Source organism: Pseudacidovorax intermedius, from assembly GCF_003350475.1.
GTDB lineage: Bacteria > Pseudomonadota > Gammaproteobacteria > Burkholderiales > Burkholderiaceae_C > Xenophilus > Xenophilus intermedius.
In genome coordinates, this window is the sequence record NZ_QQAV01000007.1 from 44560 (window position 1) to 62268 (window position 17709).

The 17709-nt window shown below is 69.6% G+C and carries 20 protein-coding genes; 13 read left to right on the forward strand and 7 right to left on the reverse strand.

What is annotated here, in order from left to right; translation table 11 throughout:
• Window positions 1–4: 4 nt before the first annotated feature.
• From phhA to DFR41_RS17300, 4 genes are all read right to left on the reverse strand, one after another.
• A complete protein-coding gene (gene phhA / locus DFR41_RS17285) occupies window positions 5–907 on the reverse strand; it encodes a phenylalanine 4-monooxygenase (protein ID WP_114803644.1) in 903 nt (300 codons plus the stop codon).
• 9 nt (window positions 908–916) lie between these two features.
• A complete protein-coding gene (locus DFR41_RS17290) occupies window positions 917–1252 on the reverse strand; it encodes a 4a-hydroxytetrahydrobiopterin dehydratase (RefSeq protein ID WP_017757976.1) in 336 nt (111 codons plus the stop codon).
• Window positions 1249–2358, reverse strand: a complete 1110-nt coding sequence (gene hppD, locus DFR41_RS17295; protein WP_114803645.1) for a 4-hydroxyphenylpyruvate dioxygenase — start codon at window positions 2356–2358, stop codon at window positions 1249–1251. The genes DFR41_RS17290 and hppD overlap by 4 nt, the downstream gene beginning before the upstream one ends.
• A 210-nt stretch (window positions 2359–2568) precedes the next feature.
• Window positions 2569–3399, reverse strand: coding sequence for an HpcH/HpaI aldolase/citrate lyase family protein (locus DFR41_RS17300; protein WP_114803646.1), 831 nt, complete (start codon window positions 3397–3399; stop codon window positions 2569–2571).
• Window positions 3400–3625: 226 nt separating this feature from the next.
• On the opposite strand from DFR41_RS17300, the gene DFR41_RS17305 reads away from it, so the two are divergent.
• Both DFR41_RS17305 and DFR41_RS17310 read left to right on the forward strand, forming a co-directional pair.
• Window positions 3626–4534 (forward strand): LysR family transcriptional regulator, encoded by a 909-nt coding sequence (locus DFR41_RS17305; RefSeq protein ID WP_114803647.1) that lies wholly within the window; start codon window positions 3626–3628, stop codon window positions 4532–4534.
• 231 nt (window positions 4535–4765) lie between these two features.
• Window positions 4766–6004 (forward strand): CaiB/BaiF CoA transferase family protein, encoded by a 1239-nt coding sequence (locus tag DFR41_RS17310; protein ID WP_114803648.1) that lies wholly within the window; start codon window positions 4766–4768, stop codon window positions 6002–6004.
• Here DFR41_RS17310 and DFR41_RS17315 read toward each other — a convergent pair.
• Window positions 5975–6706 carry a GntR family transcriptional regulator gene (locus tag DFR41_RS17315; protein WP_114803649.1) on the reverse strand — a complete coding sequence of 244 codons (732 nt, stop codon included), beginning with the start codon at window positions 6704–6706 and terminating at the stop codon, window positions 5975–5977. The two genes, DFR41_RS17310 and DFR41_RS17315, sit on opposite strands and share 30 nt — an antisense overlap.
• A gap of 137 nt (window positions 6707–6843) precedes the next feature.
• Between DFR41_RS17315 and DFR41_RS17320 the strand changes: the two genes are divergently transcribed.
• The 10 genes from DFR41_RS17320 (at window position 6844) to DFR41_RS17365 (ending at window position 16314) form a co-directional block, all read left to right on the forward strand.
• Window positions 6844–7695, forward strand: coding sequence for an SDR family NAD(P)-dependent oxidoreductase (locus DFR41_RS17320; protein ID WP_114803650.1), 852 nt, complete (start codon window positions 6844–6846; stop codon window positions 7693–7695).
• A 38-nt stretch (window positions 7696–7733) separates the two neighbouring features.
• The gene (locus DFR41_RS17325) at window positions 7734–8942 is read left to right on the forward strand and encodes an ABC transporter substrate-binding protein (RefSeq protein WP_114803651.1); all 1209 of its coding nucleotides are present in this window, start codon (window positions 7734–7736) and stop codon (window positions 8940–8942) included.
• A gap of 70 nt (window positions 8943–9012) precedes the next feature.
• Complete coding sequence (locus DFR41_RS17330; protein ID WP_017761406.1) at window positions 9013–9915, forward strand: branched-chain amino acid ABC transporter permease; 903 nt, start codon at window positions 9013–9015, stop codon at window positions 9913–9915.
• A complete protein-coding gene (locus DFR41_RS17335) occupies window positions 9912–10904 on the forward strand; it encodes a branched-chain amino acid ABC transporter permease (RefSeq protein ID WP_017761407.1) in 993 nt (330 codons plus the stop codon). The genes DFR41_RS17330 and DFR41_RS17335 overlap by 4 nt, the downstream gene beginning before the upstream one ends.
• A gap of 62 nt (window positions 10905–10966) precedes the next feature.
• Window positions 10967–11734 (forward strand): ABC transporter ATP-binding protein, encoded by a 768-nt coding sequence (locus DFR41_RS17340; protein WP_043117402.1) that lies wholly within the window; start codon window positions 10967–10969, stop codon window positions 11732–11734.
• Window positions 11727–12446 carry an ABC transporter ATP-binding protein gene (locus DFR41_RS17345; protein WP_114803652.1) on the forward strand — a complete coding sequence of 240 codons (720 nt, stop codon included), beginning with the start codon at window positions 11727–11729 and terminating at the stop codon, window positions 12444–12446. Before DFR41_RS17340 ends, DFR41_RS17345 begins: the two co-directional genes overlap by 8 nt.
• Window positions 12447–12483: 37 nt before the next feature.
• Window positions 12484–13236 carry an SDR family NAD(P)-dependent oxidoreductase gene (locus tag DFR41_RS17350; protein WP_114803653.1) on the forward strand — a complete coding sequence of 251 codons (753 nt, stop codon included), beginning with the start codon at window positions 12484–12486 and terminating at the stop codon, window positions 13234–13236.
• A gap of 14 nt (window positions 13237–13250) precedes the next feature.
• The gene (locus DFR41_RS17355) at window positions 13251–13988 is read left to right on the forward strand and encodes an SDR family NAD(P)-dependent oxidoreductase (protein ID WP_114803654.1); all 738 of its coding nucleotides are present in this window, start codon (window positions 13251–13253) and stop codon (window positions 13986–13988) included.
• The gene (locus DFR41_RS17360) at window positions 13985–15712 is read left to right on the forward strand and encodes an FAD-dependent oxidoreductase (RefSeq protein ID WP_114803655.1); all 1728 of its coding nucleotides are present in this window, start codon (window positions 13985–13987) and stop codon (window positions 15710–15712) included. The genes DFR41_RS17355 and DFR41_RS17360 overlap by 4 nt, the downstream gene beginning before the upstream one ends.
• Window positions 15709–16314 (forward strand): glutathione S-transferase, encoded by a 606-nt coding sequence (locus DFR41_RS17365; protein ID WP_017759251.1) that lies wholly within the window; start codon window positions 15709–15711, stop codon window positions 16312–16314. The genes DFR41_RS17360 and DFR41_RS17365 overlap by 4 nt, the downstream gene beginning before the upstream one ends.
• A gap of 37 nt (window positions 16315–16351) precedes the next feature.
• Here the strand turns inward: DFR41_RS17365 and DFR41_RS17370 are convergent, their stop codons facing one another.
• On the reverse strand, window positions 16352–16699 hold the full coding sequence (locus DFR41_RS17370) for a DUF3140 domain-containing protein (protein ID WP_017759250.1): 348 nt from the start codon (window positions 16697–16699) through the stop codon (window positions 16352–16354).
• A 4-nt stretch (window positions 16700–16703) separates the two neighbouring features.
• On the reverse strand, window positions 16704–16913 hold the full coding sequence (locus DFR41_RS17375) for a hypervirulence associated TUDOR domain-containing protein (RefSeq protein ID WP_114803656.1): 210 nt from the start codon (window positions 16911–16913) through the stop codon (window positions 16704–16706).
• A 125-nt stretch (window positions 16914–17038) separates the two neighbouring features.
• Between DFR41_RS17375 and DFR41_RS17380 the strand changes: the two genes are divergently transcribed.
• A complete protein-coding gene (locus DFR41_RS17380) occupies window positions 17039–17698 on the forward strand; it encodes a DUF1345 domain-containing protein (protein ID WP_114803657.1) in 660 nt (219 codons plus the stop codon).
• The last annotated feature ends 11 nt before the right edge of the window (window positions 17699–17709 follow it).

Genomic DNA, 17709 nt, shown 5'->3' on the forward strand with positions numbered 1-17709 from the left:
TCCTTCAGGCCGTGCCCGCGTTGCGGCGCGCCGCGTGGTAGTGGCCGCTGCCGCGGGTGAGCACCGCGTCGCCGGGCAGCACGTCGCCCGGCTCATGCTCGGGCGCACCGGCCAGGCGCTGGTAGAGCGGTGCGAAGTCGATGCGGGCCAGCTCCAGCAGTTCGTCCAGGTGACCCAGCACGAAGTAGGTCTCCTGGAAGTCGTCGATGCGGTAGTGCGTCTGCATCACCCGCGCAAGCTCGAAGCGGACGCGGTTGGGCGATTCGTCCTCGACCGCGAAGCGCGTCTCGCTGAAGGATGACGCGATGCCCGCGCCATAGATGCGAAGGCCGTCGCTCTGCTGCACCAGGCCGAACTCCACCGTGTACCAGTACACCCGGGCCAGCTTCTCCAGCATGCCCAGGCGGTTGGCCTTGAGGCCGCCTTCGCCGTAGGCCTGTATGTAGTCGGCGATCACCGGGTTCATCAGCATCGGCACGTGGCCGAACACGTCATGGAAGACGTCGGGCTCTTCCAGGTAGTCCAGCTCGTGCGGCTTGCGGATGAACTGGCCGGCCGGAAAGCGGCGGTTGGCCAGGTGCTCGAAGAACACGTCGTCGGGCACCAGGCCGGGCACGGCCACCACCTCCCAGCCGGTGCGCTGGCGCAGCACCTTGGACATCTGTTCGAAGTCGGGAATTTGCTCGGGGCCGATGGGCAGGTCCTGCATGCCGCGAATGAATTCGTCGCAGGCGCGGCCGGGCAGCAGCCGGCTCTGGCGCTCGAAGAGCGTGCGCCACACGCCGTGCTCCTCGGCGGTGTAGCGTCCCCAGTCCTGGTCGATGGTCCAGTCGGGTCGGGCCGGGGCGTGGCCCGTCCCCGCCGCCAGGCCATGCTTGGCCGGCGCGGTGTTGGAGGTCTGCAGCATGGAGGGCTCCTAGGTGGAGGAGGCGGGGGCGCGTGCGCCCAGGGCAGTGGCCAGCCGGTCCATCAGGCCGGCCATCTCGATGTCCTTGGCCGACAGGCCGTTGGCATCGTGGGTGGTCAGGGTGACCTGCACGCGGTTGTAGACGTTGAACCACTCGGGATGGTGGTTCATGCGCTCCGCATGCAGGGCCGCCTGGGCCATGAAGCCGAAGGCGGCCACGAAATCGGCGAAGACGAATTCGCGCACGATCAGGCCGCCGCGATCCGGCGCATGGCGCCAGTGCGGCAGCGCCTGGAGCTGCGCGGTCAATGCCTCGCCGTCGAGCCGAGCGGGCGCTGCGCTCACGCGGCTTCCTTCTCGGCGGCCTTGTCGTCCACCTTCAGCACGCCGCGGTTGATCTGGTCGCGCTCCAGCGACTCGAACAGGGCCTTGAAGTTGCCCTCGCCGAAGCCTTCGCGGTAGTCGCCCTTGCGTTCGATGAATTCGAAGAAGACCGGGCCCAGCGTGGGCTCCGAGAAGATTTGGAGCAGGAGGCGCGGCTGGCCGCCTTCCGTGGTGCCGTCCAGCAGGATGCCGCGGGCCTGCAGTTCGCCGACGGGCTGGCCGTGACCGGGCAGGCGCTTGTCCAGGTTCTGGTAGTAGATGTCGTTGGGCGCCGTGAGCAGCGGCACGCCGGCCATCTGCAGCCGGTCGATGGAGTCGAGCAGGTTGTCCGTCAGCAGGGCGATGTGCTGGATGCCCTCGCCGTTGAACTGCATCAGGAACTCCTCGATCTGGCCGCCGCCCTGGCGCGATTCCTCGTTCAGCGGAATGCGCACCAGGCCGTCGGGCGCGGTCATGGCCTTGGAGGTGAGGCCGGTGTACTCGCCGCTGATGTCGAAGTAGCGGATCTCGCGGAAGTTGAAGAGCTTGCTGTAGAAGTCCGCCCAGTAGGTCATGCGGCCGCGGTAGACGTTGTGCGTCAGGTGGTCCACCACCTGGAAGCCGTGGCCTTGCGGATGGCGCTCGACGCCGGGCAGGAACTCGAAGTCGATGTCGTAGATGGACTTGCCGTCCTCGTAGCGGTCGATCAGGTACAGCGGCGCGCCGCCGATGCCCTTGATGGCCGGCAGGCGCAGCTCCATGGGACCGGTGGCGATCTCGACGGGCTGGGCGCCCAGCTCCAGGGCGCGCTTGTAGGCCTGGTGCGAGTCCTTCACGCGGAAGGCGAGGCCGCAGGCCGAGGGGCCGTGCTCGGCGGCGAAGTAGGCGGCCGGGCTGCGCGGCTCGCGATTGACGATGAAGTTGATGCCGCCCTGGCGGTAGAGCAGCACGTCCTTGGAGCGGTGCCTGGCCACCAGCGTGAAGCCCATCTTCTCGAACAGCGGCTCCAGGACGTTCGGCGTGGGCGAGGCGAATTCGACGAATTCGAAGCCGCACAGGCCCATGGGGTTGTCGAAGAGGTCGGACATCGTTGGCTCCAGAGTCGTAGGGATGGTCGTAAAGGCTCTACTGTAGGCAGAGGGCCGCGCACATATCCTGCAACTTCTGGATCGATTTCGACCAGAATCAACGATTTCCTGCGGATGTTGAGGTAGGGATGCGTGTATGGAGCGTGATTGGCCTTTGTTGTGCAGGGAAAACGCTCAGGCGGCCAGGCCGCCTGCACGCGCCCGCGCCCGTCAGCCGCCGCGCGCGCGCCGCCCCGTGTCCGCCGCGTCCAGCCACTGGCGGGCCCGGATCAGCACGGGCTGGTCGACCATCCTGCCGTCCACGCGCACGGCGCTGCCGCCGCTGGCGGCCATGGCCTCGACCACGCGCCGGGCCCACGCCTGTTCGGCCGGTGTGGGCGCCCAGGCGGCATGCACGGTGCCCACCTGCTTCGGATGGATGCACAGCCGGCCCCCGAAGCCCAGGGCGCGCGAGCGGCGACTGTCGGCGTCCAGCACGGTGGCGTCGTCCAGCGCCGTGCAGACGCCGTCCACGGGCGGCGGCAGGCCTGCCAGCCGCGAAGCCAGCACCAGCATGCTGCGAAACGGCAGCAGGCCTTCCTCGCTCTCGATGCCGAGGTCGGCCTGGAAGTCGATGCTGCCGAAGGCCAGCCGTGCCACGCCCGGCGCGCGGGCGATCTCCTGGGCCAGGGCGATGCCACGGGCCGTCTCCACCAGGGCGAGCAGCGGGCAGTCGGCCGCCGTGGCCGCGGCGAGCAGGGCGGGCGGAAGCACCTCGGCCTTGGGCACCATCAGCCCCGCCAGACCCGGCCGGCCGATGAGCTGCAGGTCGCCCGCGAAGGCCGCCGTGTCGCAGGCATTGATGCGCACCCACACCGGTCGCTCGGCCGACAGCCAGCCGGCCACCGCCGCCCGGGCGGCGTCCTTGTCGTGCGGCGCGACGGCGTCCTCCAGGTCGAGGATGACGGCGTCGGCGTCGCTGTCCCAGGCCTTGGCGAAGCGCTCGGGCCGGTCGCCCGGCACGAAGAGGTAGCTGCGCGGCGGACGGTGCGGGGCGGCCATCAGACGGTGCGCCCGCCGTCCACTGGCGACGGCACGGATGGCAGGGGAGCGTGCGTCGCGCCCGTTCGCGGGCAGCCAATGAATCTCTGTCGCATGTCGGGCCTCCTCTGGTGCATGGAACGTCGTGCAATGTAGGCAGCACGGCCGCAGCCGTGAATTGGAAAGCGATCAACGCCGCCTTGCACGAACGGCAAGACAAGCCGGTAGGGCGGCAGAATCGGCCGCCATGCTCCCGGACATCGATTCCCTGGCCCTCTTCGTGCGCGCGGCCGAGCTGCGCAACCTCACCCGCGCGGCCGAGGCCAGCCACATCACCGTGCCGGCGGCCAGTCGCCGGCTCACGCAGCTGGAGCACCAGTTCAATGCCACGCTCTTCGCGCGCCATTCGCGCGGCCTGGAGCTCACGCCGGCCGGCGAGCACCTGCTGCGCCTGGCGCGCAACGTGATCGCCGACGTCCAGCACATGCGCGCCGAGATGGTCAACTACGCGGCCGGCAACTTCGCGGTGCTGCGGGTGCACGGCAACACCTCGGCCATGTCGCAGTTCCTGCCCGGCGACGTGGCGCGCTTCCAGGGCGACCATGCCGGGGCGCGCATCGTGCTGGAGGAATGCTGGAGCGACGAGGCCGCCCGCCGCGTGCGCGCCGGCGAGGCCGACGTGGGCGTGGTGGTGGAAGGCTGCGACGTGTCGGGCCTGTGGGTGCGGCCCTACCGCAGCGACCGGCTGGCCGCCGTCACCCGCGAAGCCGATGCGCCGGTGGGCGAGACGGTGGCCTTCGCCGACCTGCTGGACCGCGACCTTGTGGGCCTGGAGGGCAGCAGCACGCTCACGCGCCTCATCACCGCCCAGGCCTCGGCGCAGAGCCGGCCGATGGCGCTGCGGGTGCAGGTGCGCAGCTTCGAGGCCGTGTGCCGCGCAGTGCAGGCCGGCCTGGGCGTCGGCATCCTGCCCCTGGCGGCGGCGGGCAGCTTCGCGCATGCGCTGCAGCTCAAGGTGCTGCCGCTCGCCGACGACTGGGCGGTGCGCCGCATGCAGCTGTGCACGCGCGCCCAGCCGGCCGCGCAGACGCCGCTGGACACGCTGCTGGCGCACCTGGAGGCCTGCGCGGCGACGCCCCAGGAGCGGGGCGGCTGAGGGGTGCCCGCAGGCGCAGGGGCACTTCAGCGGTCAACTGCGCGGGCTCACCCCGTTCTCGCTCTGCAGGGCCGGCACCCGCTCGAACGCCGACACCTTGTCGGTGCCCATGCAGCCGGCCAGATACCGGCTCGTCCCGCTTTGGGGAAGGGCTGCCTTGCCTGCCCCGCAAGGCTGGATTTGCACGAAAGCAATTCCGGCGCAGGGCGGCGCGCTTCCAGAATCCAGCCCATGACGACCCATGACCAAGCCCCGGACCCGACTTCCTCCCGCGCCGCCGACCGCCGGCCCGCCGGCCCGCTGGAGGGCGTCCTCGTGGTGGCCCTGGAACAGGCCGTGGCCGCGCCCTACTGCAGCAGCCGCCTGGCCGATGCCGGCGCCCGGGTCATCAAGATCGAACGCAGCGAGGGCGACTTCGCCCGCGGCTACGACCGCACCGTGGGCGGCGAATCGTCGTACTGGGTGTGGATCAACCGGGGCAAGGAATCCATCGCGCTCGACGTCAAGAAGGCCGACGACCTGGCCCTGCTGAAGCGCCTGCTCGCCCGCGCCGACGTGTTCATCCAGAACCTGGCGCCCGGCGCCACGGAGCGCCTGGGCATCGGCTCGGCCACGCTGCGCGAGCGCCACCCGCGCCTCATCACCTGCGACATCACCGGCTACGGCGACGAGGGCGCGCTGCGCGAGCTCAAGGCCTACGACCTGCTGGTGCAGGCCGAGAGCGGCCTGGTGTCGGTGAGCGGTGCGCCGGGCGAATGGGGCCGCATCGGCGTGTCGCTGTGCGACATCGCGGCGGGCATGAATGCGCTGATCGGCATTCATCAGGCGCTGATGCAGCGCGAGCGCACCGGGGAGGGCGCGGCGGTGAAGGTGTCGCTGTTCGGCTCGGCCGCCGAGCTGATGAGCGTGCCCTACCTGCAGACCCGCTACGGCGGCAGCGCGCCCCAGCGGGTGGGCCTCAGGCATCCGACCATTGCGCCCTATGGTGCCTTCCGCTGTGCCGATGGCCGCGACATCGTGCTGTCGATCCAGAACGAGCGCGAGTGGGCCGACTTCTGCCGCACCGTGCTGCAGCGGCCCGAGCTGCTGCAGGACCCGCGCTGCGCCGGCAACGCGGTGCGCGTGGCCAACCGGGCCTATGTGGACGGCGCGGTGGCCGAGGTGTTCGCCGCCCAGACCAGCGAGGAGATGCGCCGGCGCCTGAGGCAGGCCCAGACCGCCTACGGCAGCATCAATTCGGTGGACGACCTGATCGCCCACCCCCAGCTGAAGACGCGGCCCATGGCCGTCAACGGCATGACGGCCCAGGTGCCCGCATCGCCCTGGTCGGTGCCGTGGGAGTCCGCCGAGTTCGCGCCTGCACCCGCGCTGGATGCGCAGGGCAGTGCGATCCGCCGCGAGTTCGGGAACGCCGCTGCGACTGTGGACGCCTCGCCCGTCTCAGCCGGCGGCCGGGGCGCCATCGTCTGAACGGCGCGAAGGGCGCAGCCCCGGCGCGTCCTTGCCGGCGTCGAGCAACGCCTCGTAGTTGCGACGGAGGATGAGGCCGGCGTAGTAGACGTGCTCGCGCATCAGCAGCTCGGCACGCGCGGCGTCGCCGCCGATCACTGCCTCGACGATGCGGTGATGGTCGCCGTGCGAGCGCAGGATGATCGGATGGTCGTCCCACAGGATGATGCGGTCCGACGCGAAAGGGATGTTCTGCGCCTGCTCGGCGAAGCGGCAGACCCAGTCGTTGCCCGAGGCCTCGAGCAGCGTGTCGTGGATCTCGACATTCATCCGCTGGTAGGGCTCGTGGTCCGCCGGCTCCAACCGGCCCTTGGCCAGGATCGCGTCGCCGATGGCCAGGTTCTCGCGCAGGCGCCCGACCTGTGCGGCGTCCAGACCGCGCTGGGCCGCATTGCGGCAGGCCAGCCCCTCCAGCACCGACCGCACCTCGTAGGCCGCCGCGATCGCCTCCAGGTCGAAGCCGCGCACCACATAGCCGCGCTTGGGCTGGTGGTCGATGAGGCCTTCGCTGGCGAGCGTGGCCAGTGCCGCGCGCACGGGCGTGCGCGACACCTGCAGCTGCTGTGCAAGCGGCAGTTCCTCCAGCCGGGTCAGGGGCTTGAACTGGCCATGGAGGATCCAGTCGCGGAGCGTGTCCGTGACGTTCTGAGCCAGCGTCTTCATCGGAATACCCTCTGTTCCTAGTCGGCATTGAGTATACATGTAAGGCCTAAAACGCCGATTCAACGGGTTAACCCGGACGTTTTATTCGTATCAGGTATACATAATCCGCCGCCTGTGACGAACCGACGGAGACAACGTTGAACGATTCCCCGGCCGCTGGCCCGAATTGGCTTGGCCTGACCGACCGCGTCTGCGTGGTGACCGGCGCCGCTGGCGGCATCGGCACCGAGGTGGCGCGGCAGCTGCTGGGCGCCGGCGCGCGCGTGGCCCTGCTCGACCTCGACGGTGCCCAGGCGGCCCGCGCGCTGGACACGCTGGGCGCCCCCGCCGGCCGCGCCATCGCGCTGGCCTGCGACGTGAGCCGGGAAGCCAGCGTGCAGGCCGCGGCCGAGGCCGTGCACCGCCAGCTCGGGCCCGCGCAGGTGCTGGTCAACAACGCCGGTGCGCTGTACGCGGGCGCGTTGCTGGACCTGCCCATCGATCGGTGGAACCAGCTGCTGGCCGTCAACCTGGGCGGCTATCTGCTGTGCGCCCAGCAGTTCGGCCGCCAGATGCGCGAGCAGGGCGGCGGGGCGATGGTGCATGTGGGCTCCATATCCGGCAGCGTGCCCCAGCCCTTCAGCGGTGCCTACAGCGTCAGCAAGGCCGGTGTGGCCATGCTGTCGCGCCTGCTGGCGGTGGAGCTGGCCGAAAGCCGCATCCGCAGCAACCTCGTCAGCCCCGCCATGATCCGCACCCCCATGAGCGAGGGCATCTATGCCCAGGACGCCGTGCGCACGCTGCGCGAGCGCATCGTGCCGGCCGGCCGCATCGGCACGCCCGCAGACATCGCCCAGGCGGTGCTGTTCCTGGCGAGCGACCAGGCCGCCTATGTCAACGGCCAGGAGATCCTGGTCGACGGCGGCCTCACCCAGACCTGGCTGGGGCTGATCCCCCGGCCCGGATTCCAGAAAGAGGACGCCGCAGCGCCTGCCGCCGTGCAGGCCTGACGCCGCGTTCCGCCCCCATCCATCCCAAGGAGACACGCATGACCCCCCTGTTCAAGAGACTGCTTGCCGCCGCGCTCACGGCCGCGGCCTTCGGCGCCCAGGCGCAGGCCGAGCCCGGCCTGACCGACAAGACCATCCGCATCGGCATGTTCGGCCCGCTCTCGGGCAACTCGATGGCCTACGGCTTCGACGTGATCAACGCCGCCAAGATGTACTACGACAAGGTCAACAAGGAAGGCGGCATCCACGGCCGGCAGATCGAGCTGGTGGTCGAGGACGACCGCTGCAATGCCAACGACCTGCTGGCCGCGGTCAAGAAGCTGACCGAACAGGACAAGGTCTTCCTGCTCAATGGCGGCTCGTGCTCGGGCCCGGTGGTGGGCGCGCGCGAGTACGTGGAGCGCTCGCAGATCCCGATGGTGATGCTCAACGCCTCGGGCGACGGCGCGCTGTATCCGCCGTCCAAGTACATCTACGGCGCCTTCTCGATCTCCCAGCGTGCGGTGGGCGGCTCCATGGTGCAGTTCGCGGCCGAGCACCTCAAGGCCAAGAAGATCGGCTACCTCAACCATGACGACGCCTACGGCGGCTGGAACCTGGAGGCCGCCGAATTCCAGGCCAAGAAGGTGGGCGCCACGCTGCAGGTGCAGTCCATCAATCCCAACATCACCGACGTAACGGCGCCGATGCTCAAGATCCGCGCCGCCAACCCCGACGTGCTGCTGGTCACCACCTACGCCCGTCCCGTGAGCCTGCTGGTCAAGAAGGCGCAGGAGCTGGGCTGGAACAAGCCCATCGTGATCGCCGTCAACGGCACGGCCGACCTCAAGCAGCTGGTCGAGAACGTGGGCAGCAAGGACGCCTTCAAGAACGTCTACCTGCAGGAGGTGATGCTGGACGTGGCCGGGGGCGACAAGCTCAAGTGGGTGTACGACATGTACAAGCAGTACTACCCCGAGCTGGCCGCCAAGCCCGGCTATCCGCAGACCTACATGCCCTACGGCATCCCCTCGGCGATGGCGGTGGTCAATGCGCTGAAGGCCGCCGGCCCGCAGCCCACGCGCGAGAAGTTCCTGGACGCCATGTCGAAGACCAACTTCGACTCCAAGGTGATGGCCGGCCCCATCGTCTTCACGCCGTCGGACCATGCGGCGCAGAAGTCCGCCATCTACCTGAAGTTCGACGGCGAGAACAAGACGGTCGTGCCCGGCAGCTATGCCAGCGCCTGGACCTACCAGCCCAAGTGAGCGCCCCGCATCGCCACCACCGGCCGCCCCGCGGGGCGGTCCCCTTGCCACCGACGAACAGGGTCCGTGCATGAGCCTCGATGAAGTCTGGCTGTTCCTCCAGCAGGGTCTGCTGTCGGGCCTGGTGACCGGCAGCGTGTACGCGCTGCTGGCGCTGGCCATCGTCGCCATCTTCAAGACCACCGACGTGCCCAACTTCGCCCAGGGCGAGATGTTGATGATGGCGGGCTACGTCGCCCTCAGCCTGCTGCTGCTGGTCAAGCTGCCCTATGCCGCGGTGATCCCCATCACGCTGGTCGCCATGGCCGTGGGCGGGGCGCTGTTCCAGCGCGTGGTGATGGAACGCGTCACCCGCTCGCGCGGCGTCGGCGTGCAACTGGTCATCGCGACGCTGGGCCTGGCCTACCTGCTCAAGGGCCTGGTGCGGCAGACCGGCCTGGGCGACACGCCCCGGTCGCTGCCGTCCCTGGTCTCCAACGACACGGTGATGATCGGCGACGCTGCGCTCACGCACCTGGACATCGCCATCTTCGGCGTGGCCGTGGCGGTGATGCTGCTGATCTACTTCATGTTCACGCACACCCGCATCGGCAAGGCCATGCGCGCGGTGGGCATGAACCCCAAGGCGGCGCAGATCGTGGGCATCCGGCTGTCGAGCATCCGCATGATGGTGTGGGCGCTCGCGGGCCTGATCGCCGGCATTGCCGCGCTGCTGATCACGCCGAAAGTGCTGGTCACGCCCGACATCGCGCACATCGCCATCCTGGCTTATGCGGCGGCCATCGTGGGCGGCTTCACCAGCCTGCCGGGCGCCGTGCTGGGTGGCCTGCTGATCGGCGTGGTCGAGAACATGGTGGGCCTGTTCATCTCGACGAACGCCATCGTGGTCGCGCCCTTCCTGGCGATCCTCGTGACGCTGATCGTGCGGCCCCAGGGCCTGCTCGGCGGCAAGGTGCAGGTGAAGAAAGTATGACGACCCCCACCCGACGTTTCCCCCTGGACGCCTGGGCCCTGGCCGTGCTGGCCGCGGTGCTCTGTGCGATTCCCTTCTTCGCCAGCGGCTACGTGCTGTACGTGGTGAACCTGCTGATGGTCTTCGTGATCCTGGCGCTGGGCATGCACGTGGTGATCGGCGAGGCCGGACAGTTCGCCCTTTCGCACACGGCCTTCTACGGCATCGGCATCTATGTCGCCGGGCTCATCAACACGCACTGGCATCCGCCCTTCGTGCTGTCGATCCTGGCGGGCGGTCTGGTCTCGGCGGCCCTGGGCTACGTGATCGGTCTGCTGGCGCTGCGCATGCGCGACATCTACCTCGCGCTGGCCACCTTCGCCTTCGGCGAGGCCATGCAGTGGGTATTCCTCAACTGGGAGTCGGTGACGGGCGGCTCCAACGGCATGCGCATGCAGCCGGCGCAGATGCTGGGCCTCACGCTCACCAACGACCTGCAGGCCTACCCCTTCGTGGTGGGCATCGCGGCCTTGATGCTGGGCGTGACGGTGTGGCTGTCGCGCTCGCAGTTCGGCTCGGCCCTGCGCGCGGTGCGCGAAAGCGACGTTGCTGCGATGGCCATGGGCATCGATGCGCGGGCGATGAAGCAGTCGGCCTTCGCGGTGTCGGCCGCCTTCGCCGGCATCGCGGGCGGCACCTACACGCTGTTCATCTCCTTCATCCATCCGGAAAGCCTGGGCTTCCAGACCACGATCCTCATCCTCACGATGGTGGTGGTCGGCGGCATCGGCTCGGTGCGCGGCGCGGTGGCGGGCGCGCTGGCCTTCGGCATCATCTCCGAGATGCTGCGCCAGGCACTGTCGATCCAGGAGATCCTGTACGGCGCCATCCTGCTGGGCTTCATGATGTTCAGGCCGCGCGGGCTCTTCGCCGATGCGAAGAAGCGCATTGCACGTTCGCACGGGCAGGCGGCCGCCGGCGCCGCCGCACTCAAGGGCGGTGCCGCATGAACGCCCTGGTCATGGACGCCGGGCTGCAGGCCCAGGCCCCCACGCGGGCCGCTGGCGCACAGATGGCGACGACGACGCCCTTCCTCGATGTGCGCGGCATCACCGTGCGCTTCGGCGGCCTGACGGCAGTGAACAACCTGTCCTTCCAGGTGGCGCAGGGCACGGTGCATGCACTGATCGGCCCCAACGGCGCCGGCAAGTCGACCACCTTCAACTGCATCTCGCGCTACTACCAGCCCACCGAGGGTGCCATCGTGCTCGATGGCGTGGACGTGAGCCGGGCACGGCCCCATCAGATGGCCGGCATGGGCGTGGCCCGCACCTTCCAGAACCTGGAGCTGTTCGGCGAGCTGAGCGTGTACGAGAACGTGCTGCTGGGCTGCCATTCGCACAGTGCCCGCGGTCCGCGCGCGTTGCTGCGCCGCGCCACGGGCGAGACGCGCGACCTGGTCGACAGCCTGATCGAGCGCGTGGGCCTGAGCCACGACCGCGACACCGTGGCGCGCGAACTCGACTTCGGCCACCAGAAACTGCTGGAGCTGGCCCGGGCGCTGGCGCTCAAGCCGCGCCTGCTGCTGCTGGACGAGCCGGCCGCAGGCCTGCGCAACCGCGACATCGAGAGCCTGGACCACCTGCTGTCCGACCTGGCGCGCCGTGACGGAATCACGGTGCTGCTGGTGGAGCATGTGATGCAGCTGGTGATGTCGATCTCCGACCGCATCACCGTCATGTCCTTCGGCGAGAAGATCGCCGAAGGCACGCCGGCCGAGATCGGCCGCAACGAGCGCGTGATCGAGGCCTACCTCGGCAAGGGAGCGGCGAATGAGTGAATGGATGCTCGAACTCAAGAGCGTCAGCGCCTCCTATGGCGCCATCCAGGCCTTGCAGGGCGTGTCGCTGCGCGTGCGGCAGGGCGCCATCGTGGCGCTGCTGGGCAGCAACGGCGCCGGCAAGAGCACCACGCTCAACGCCATCTCGCACCTCATCGAGCCGTCTGCGGGCGAGATCCTCTTCGACGGCGAGCCCATCCGACGGCTGCGTTCGGACGAAATCGTGCGCCGCGGCCTGGTGCAGGTGCCCGAGGGCCGCGAGGTGTTCAAGGACATGAGCGTGCGCGAGAACCTGGAGCTGGGTGCCTACCTGCGCCGGGCGCGCACCGAGATCGCGCAGGACCTCGACCGCGTGTTCCAGACCTTTCCGCGGCTCAAGGAGCGCAGCGAGCAGAAGGCCTCGACGCTGTCTGGCGGCGAGCAGCAGATGCTGGCCATCGGCCGGGCCCTCATGGCGCGGCCACGCATGATCCTGCTGGACGAGCCGTCGATGGGCCTGTCGCCCCTGCTGGTGGAGCAGATCTTCGAGACCATCCGGCGGCTCAACCGCGAGCAGGGCCTGACCATCCTGCTGGTCGAGCAGGACGTGCGACTGGCGCTGCGGGTGGCCAGCCACGCCTACATCCTGGAGAACGGCGAGCTGAGCCTGGAAGGTCCCTCGGATCGCCTGCTGACCGACCCGGCCGTGCGCCGTGCCTACCTGGGCGTCTGAGGGCCCGGGCGTCTCTTCATCCAACAACGACAACGACATGGACCTTCTCGACGACAAGCTCGCCCTCATCACGGGCGGCGGGGGCGGCCTGGGCCGCGCCATGGCCCTGGGCTTTGCGCGCCACGGTGCCCGCGTGGTGGTGGCCGATCTCGACCTGCCGCGCGCCGAAGCCGTGGCGGCGGAGATCCGCGCGGCCGGCGGCACCGCCTGGGCCGAGGCCCTCGACGTGACCGACCGGGCCGCGACGGCCGCGCTGGCGCAGGCGCTGGAGGCCCGCGTCGGCCCCATCGACGTGCTGGTCAACAACGCCGGCATCTCCGGCCGCGCGCGCATCGACGACCCGCAGGCCGCCGATGTGTGGGACCGGCTCATCGACGTCAACCTGCAGGGCCTGTTCAACGTCACGCATGCCTTCGTGCCGGCGCTCAAGAAGACGCGAGGCTGCATCGTCAACCTGTCGTCCATCGTCGCCTTCGTCAGTGGCATCTCCTCCGCGGGCTACATCGCCTCCAAGGGCGCGGTGCGCTCCTTCACCCAGGCGCTGGCGCGCGACCTGGCGCCGCACGGCGTGCGCGCCAATGCCGTGGCGCCCGGCCTGATGCTGACCGAGATGGTGCGGCCCCAGCTGGAGGTGCCGGGCGGCACCGACTGGTACATGGACCGCGTGCCCATGAAGCGCGGCGGCGAGCCGGAGGAGATCGTGGGCCCGGTGGTCTTCCTGGCCTCCTCCATGGCCAGCTATGTCAATGGTGCCGTACTGCCGGTGGACGGCGGCTTTCTTTCGGCATGAGCAGGAGTGCATCGATGAGCGACGACCGACTTCCCCTGGCCCTGGTCACCGGCGGTGCCAGCGGAATGGGCCTGGCCACCGTGGAGCGGCTGGCCCGTGACGGATTCCGGGTGGTGATGGTGGACCGCGCGGCCGAGCTGGTGGCGCAGGAGGCGGGCCGTCTGGCCGCCGAGGGACTGGCCGTGGAGGGCCGGGTGCTGGACCTGACCGACGAGCCGGCCGTGCGTGCGCTGGTGCAGTCGCTGGGACCGATCACGGCGCTGGTCAACAACGCGGGCGTGTTCGACGAGCGCAAGTTCGCCGAGGTGAGCAGTGACGACTTCCGCCGTGCTTACGAAGTGAACCTGATTGCGGCCGCCACGCTCACGCAGGAGGTGGCACGCACCATGCCGGAGGGCGGCCGCATCGTGAACATCGCCTCGCGCGCCTACCTGGGCGCGCGCAACCATCCGCACTACGTGGCCTCCAAGGCCGCCATCGTGGGCTACACCCGGGCCAGCGCCATGGAGCTGGCGCCGCGCGGCATCCTGGTCAATGCCATCGCACCGGGGCTGATCGACACGCCCATCCTGCGGGCACTCACGCCCGAGCGGCTGGCCGCGCAGCTGGCGCTGCAGCCCACCGGCAAGGCCGGCCGGCCCGAGGACATCGCCCAGGCCGTGTCCTTCCTCGTCTCGCCGCAGACCGGCTTCATCACCGGCCAGGTGCTGTTCGTCGACGGCGGCAAGTCGCTCGGAGGGTCCGGCGCATGAGCGGCGTCACTGCACCCGCGTGGGACGAAGAGGTCGATGTGCTCGTCATCGGCAGCGGCGCCGCGGGCATGAGTGCGGCGCTGGGCGCCAGCGTGGGCGGCTGCCGCGTGCTGCTGGTCGAGAAGACCGACCGCATTGGTGGCTCCACCGCGGTGTCGGGCGGGGCCGTGTGGGCGCCGCTCAACAGCCAGAGCGCGGGTGCGGGCCATCCGGACGACTTCGACAAGGTGTGGACGTACATGCGCCACACGGTGGGCGACGCCGCGCCGGAAGAGATGCAGCAGGCCTTCCTGCGCGCGGCCGGCCCGGTGATGGACGCGCTGGCGCAGCACACGCAGGTGCGGCTGGTGGCGCGCACCCATTCGCCCGACTACTACCCCGACCGGCCTGGCGCGGCGATGGGCGGACGCTCGCTCGACCCGCTGATGTTCGACGGCCGCACCCTCGGCGCCCACTTCAAGGAGCTGCGCGATCCGCTGCCCGAGTTCATGGTGCTGGGCGGCATGATGGTGACGATGACCGACGTGAAGTACCTGCTGGCCGTCACCCGCTCGTTCGCGGCCTGGAAGGAGGGCGTCAAGCTCGTCCTGCGCTACGTCGGTGACCGGCTTCGTGGCTACCACCGCGGCACGCGCTTGGTGCTGGGCAATGCACTGGCCGGGCGCCTCTTCCGCTCGGTGCTGGACCGCGGCATTCCCTACTGGCTGCGTGCGCCGCTGGTCTCGCTGCAGGTGGAGGACGGCCGCGTGACGGGCGCCTGCATCGAGCGCGACGGACGGCCCACCTGGGTGCGGGCGTGCCGGGGTGTGGTGGTGGCGACCGGCGGCTTCCCCTGGAACGCGGCGCTGCGCGAGCGGCTGTATCCCTCGCCCACCGGGCCCTGGTCCATGGCACCGGCGGGCAATGCCGGGGATGGCATCACGCTGGCCCAGGCGGCCGGCGCCGCCATGGGGACGGGGCATTTCAGCCCGGCCTTCTGGGCGCCGGTGTCGATCCTCAACCGGTCGGATGGCACGCAGGTGCGCTATCCCCACCTGGTGTGGGACCGCGCCAAGCCGGGGCTCATGGCGGTGAACAGTGCAGGTCGGCGCTTCGTCAACGAATCGACCTCGTACCACGAGTTCGTGCTGGCCATGTACCGCTCGCATGCCGAGGTGCCGAGCCTGCCGGCCTACCTGGTCTGCGACAGCGACTTCATGGAGCGCTGGGGCCTGGGCCTGGCGCTGCCGGGCGGGCGACCGCGTGACCACCTCGTGCGCGCGGGCTACCTGGCCAAGGCAGACACGCTGGAGGCACTGGCCGTGCAGATCAAGGTCGACCCCGCCGCGTTGCGCGCCTCGGCCGAGGCCTTCGACCAGGCCGGTGTGAATGGGGTGGATCCGGGATTCGGCAAGGGCAGCACCGCCTACAACCGCTACCTGGGTGACGCGGAGCACCAGCCCAACCCGTGTCTGGGCCGGTTGCGCCAGGCACCGTTCTACGCCGTGGCCGTGGTGGCCGGCGACATCGGCACAGCCTGCGGCATCCGCTGCGACGCCAACGCACAGGCCCTGTCGGCCGATGGCACGCCAGTGTCCGGCCTGCACGTGGTCGGCAACGACATGCACTCGGTGATGGGCGGGCAGTATCCTGCGCCCGGCATCACGCTCGGCCCGGCGCTGACCTTCGGCTGGCTGGCCGGCCAGCACCTGGCCCACACCCCAAGCGCGGAGTCCCATCCATGAAGATCCTGTTCTCGCCCTTCTCCCCCTATGTGCGCAAATGCCTGGTCACCGCGCACGAACTCGGCCTGGATGGGAAGATCCAGCTGCTGCCCTCCAATGCGCATCCCGTCCAGCGCGACCAGGCCATCATCGGCCACAACCCGCTCGGCAAGGTGCCGACCTTCTTCACCGACGACGGTCAGGTGCTCTACGACAGCCGCGTGATCTGCGAGTACCTGGATGTGCAGGCAGGCGGTCGCCTGATCCCTGCCTCGGGCGCTTCACGCTGGACCACGCTGACCTTGCAGTCGTTGGGTGACGGCATGCTGGACGCGGCACTGCTCGCGCGCTATGAAGACGTGGCGCGGCCCGAACCGATCCGCTGGCCGGAATGGCGAGCCGCACAGCTCGACAAGATCGAAACCTCACTGGCCCACCTCGATGCCCATCCGGACCTGCTCGCCGGCCGCGTGGACCTGGGTGCGCTGACCATCGGCTGTGCGCTGTGGTACCTCGATTTGCGCTTTCCGGATCTCGGCTGGCGCGAGCGCCATGCGCCAACGGCCAGCTGGTACGAAGGCTTCCGCCAGCGTCCCAGCATGGCAGCGAGCTGGTCGTTGTGACGCAGGAGGCGGGCGGCATCGCTCCGCAGGCGGGCACTCAGTGCCGCATGGGATCGTGTCCCCAGTTCATCAACGACTGGCGCCACGGCGTGTCGCGCACCGACCCGTCGGGGCGCTGCGCCAGGTGCCGCTTCACATAGCCCACCACCTTGCGCATGTGCGCCAGGTCGCCCGCGGTCAGGTCGTCCGTCTTCTTTTGCAGTAGTCGCACGATGCGGCGACCGGAGCGGTGGCCCACGGATTCGCCCCCTGCGGCTCCCTTGAATCCGACGGTCTTCGACGCTTCCGTCTCCAGCCACTTCTCCAGCTGGGCCGGCGCCATGTTCACGGCATGCTTGAACGCACGCACGATTCCCGACACGTCATCGCTCTTCGGCTGCGACATCGGATCAGGCCTTCTTCAGCGCATCGGCATGGTGGATCGCCTTCTTGCCGGTCTTGCTGCTCTTGACCTCGTACTGAGGGTGGGCCGGCGAGGCCTTGGCTTCGTGCCCGGCCACATGGGCGGTGTGCGTGACCTTGCGCACCACCTTGCCGGTGGTCTGCCCCTGGGAGGTGTCCCACTTCACCTTGTCGCCCGTCTTGAGGCTGGATGTCATCGTGCCGCTCCTGAAGTGCTGATTGGCGCTCAAGCTATCAGCGACGCTGCACCCTGGTGTAGGCCGGCGCGCCGAGCGCGCGGCGGGTCAGATGGGCGGCAGGCCGCGGCCGCTAAAGTGGCCGCATGCGACGGCACTTTCGACATGTCAATGGCACGCAGCGTCTGACTTACGGCGCCCTGGCCGGCGTCGCCGTCGCGGGCCTGTGCACCGCGGGCGGCATGGCCGCGCGGCCGGCCGGTCTGCTGGGCTGGTGCGCCGCGGTCGCCGCCTACCTGGGCTGGGCCGTCTGGCAGGCGCGCATCTTCGACGCGGCGCAGGTCAAGGCCCGGTCCCGATCGCTCGATCCACCGGGGCCGATCATCCTGGCCATCGTCTCGGCCGCCATCGTCAGCAGCGTGATCGCCATCGGCCTGCTGCTGCAGCAGGTCAAGCAACTCGGTGGCGTGGAGCGGGGCGCGCACATCGTGCTGGGCATGGTGGCGCTGGCCGGTTCGTGGCTGATGATCCACACCGTCTACGCCTTCCACTACGCGCACCGCTACTACCGCGACGACGGCACGCCCGACGAGGGCGGGCTGGACTTTCCGGGGAAGGCCGAGCCCGACTACGGCGACTTCATGTACTACGCCTTCGTGGTCGGCATGACCTCGCAGGTGTCCGACGTGCAGGTCACCACGCGCGAGATGCGGCGGCTGACGCTGCTGCACAGCGTGCTCTCCTTCGGCTTCAACATGGTGGTGCTGGCGCTGTCGATCAATGTGGCGGCGGGGGTGATCCAGTAGGGCCTGCGCCT

Excerpts from the sequence above, each read along its gene's own strand:
- phhA (WP_114803644.1), bottom strand. The coding sequence starts at position 907 with ATGCTGCAGACCTCCAACACCGCGCCGGCCAAGCATGGCCTGGCGGCG.
- hppD (WP_114803645.1), bottom strand. The coding sequence starts at position 2,358 with ATGTCCGACCTCTTCGACAACCCCATGGGCCTGTGCGGCTTCGAATTC.
- DFR41_RS17300 (WP_114803646.1), bottom strand. The coding sequence starts at position 3,399 with ATGGCCGCCCCGCACCGTCCGCCGCGCAGCTACCTCTTCGTGCCGGGC.
- DFR41_RS17305 (WP_114803647.1), top strand. The coding sequence starts at position 3,626 with ATGCTCCCGGACATCGATTCCCTGGCCCTCTTCGTGCGCGCGGCCGAG.
- DFR41_RS17310 (WP_114803648.1), top strand. The coding sequence starts at position 4,766 with ATGACGACCCATGACCAAGCCCCGGACCCGACTTCCTCCCGCGCCGCC.
- DFR41_RS17315 (WP_114803649.1), bottom strand. The coding sequence starts at position 6,706 with ATGAAGACGCTGGCTCAGAACGTCACGGACACGCTCCGCGACTGGATC.
- DFR41_RS17325 (WP_114803651.1), top strand. The coding sequence starts at position 7,734 with ATGACCCCCCTGTTCAAGAGACTGCTTGCCGCCGCGCTCACGGCCGCG.
- DFR41_RS17330 (WP_017761406.1), top strand. The coding sequence starts at position 9,013 with ATGAGCCTCGATGAAGTCTGGCTGTTCCTCCAGCAGGGTCTGCTGTCG.
- DFR41_RS17335 (WP_017761407.1), top strand. The coding sequence starts at position 9,912 with ATGACGACCCCCACCCGACGTTTCCCCCTGGACGCCTGGGCCCTGGCC.
- DFR41_RS17340 (WP_043117402.1), top strand. The coding sequence starts at position 10,967 with ATGGCGACGACGACGCCCTTCCTCGATGTGCGCGGCATCACCGTGCGC.
- DFR41_RS17345 (WP_114803652.1), top strand. The coding sequence starts at position 11,727 with ATGAGTGAATGGATGCTCGAACTCAAGAGCGTCAGCGCCTCCTATGGC.
- DFR41_RS17350 (WP_114803653.1), top strand. The coding sequence starts at position 12,484 with ATGGACCTTCTCGACGACAAGCTCGCCCTCATCACGGGCGGCGGGGGC.
- DFR41_RS17355 (WP_114803654.1), top strand. The coding sequence starts at position 13,251 with ATGAGCGACGACCGACTTCCCCTGGCCCTGGTCACCGGCGGTGCCAGC.
- DFR41_RS17360 (WP_114803655.1), top strand. The coding sequence starts at position 13,985 with ATGAGCGGCGTCACTGCACCCGCGTGGGACGAAGAGGTCGATGTGCTC.
- DFR41_RS17365 (WP_017759251.1), top strand. The coding sequence starts at position 15,709 with ATGAAGATCCTGTTCTCGCCCTTCTCCCCCTATGTGCGCAAATGCCTG.
- DFR41_RS17370 (WP_017759250.1), bottom strand. The coding sequence starts at position 16,699 with ATGTCGCAGCCGAAGAGCGATGACGTGTCGGGAATCGTGCGTGCGTTC.
- DFR41_RS17375 (WP_114803656.1), bottom strand. The coding sequence starts at position 16,913 with ATGACATCCAGCCTCAAGACGGGCGACAAGGTGAAGTGGGACACCTCC.
- DFR41_RS17380 (WP_114803657.1), top strand. The coding sequence starts at position 17,039 with ATGCGACGGCACTTTCGACATGTCAATGGCACGCAGCGTCTGACTTAC.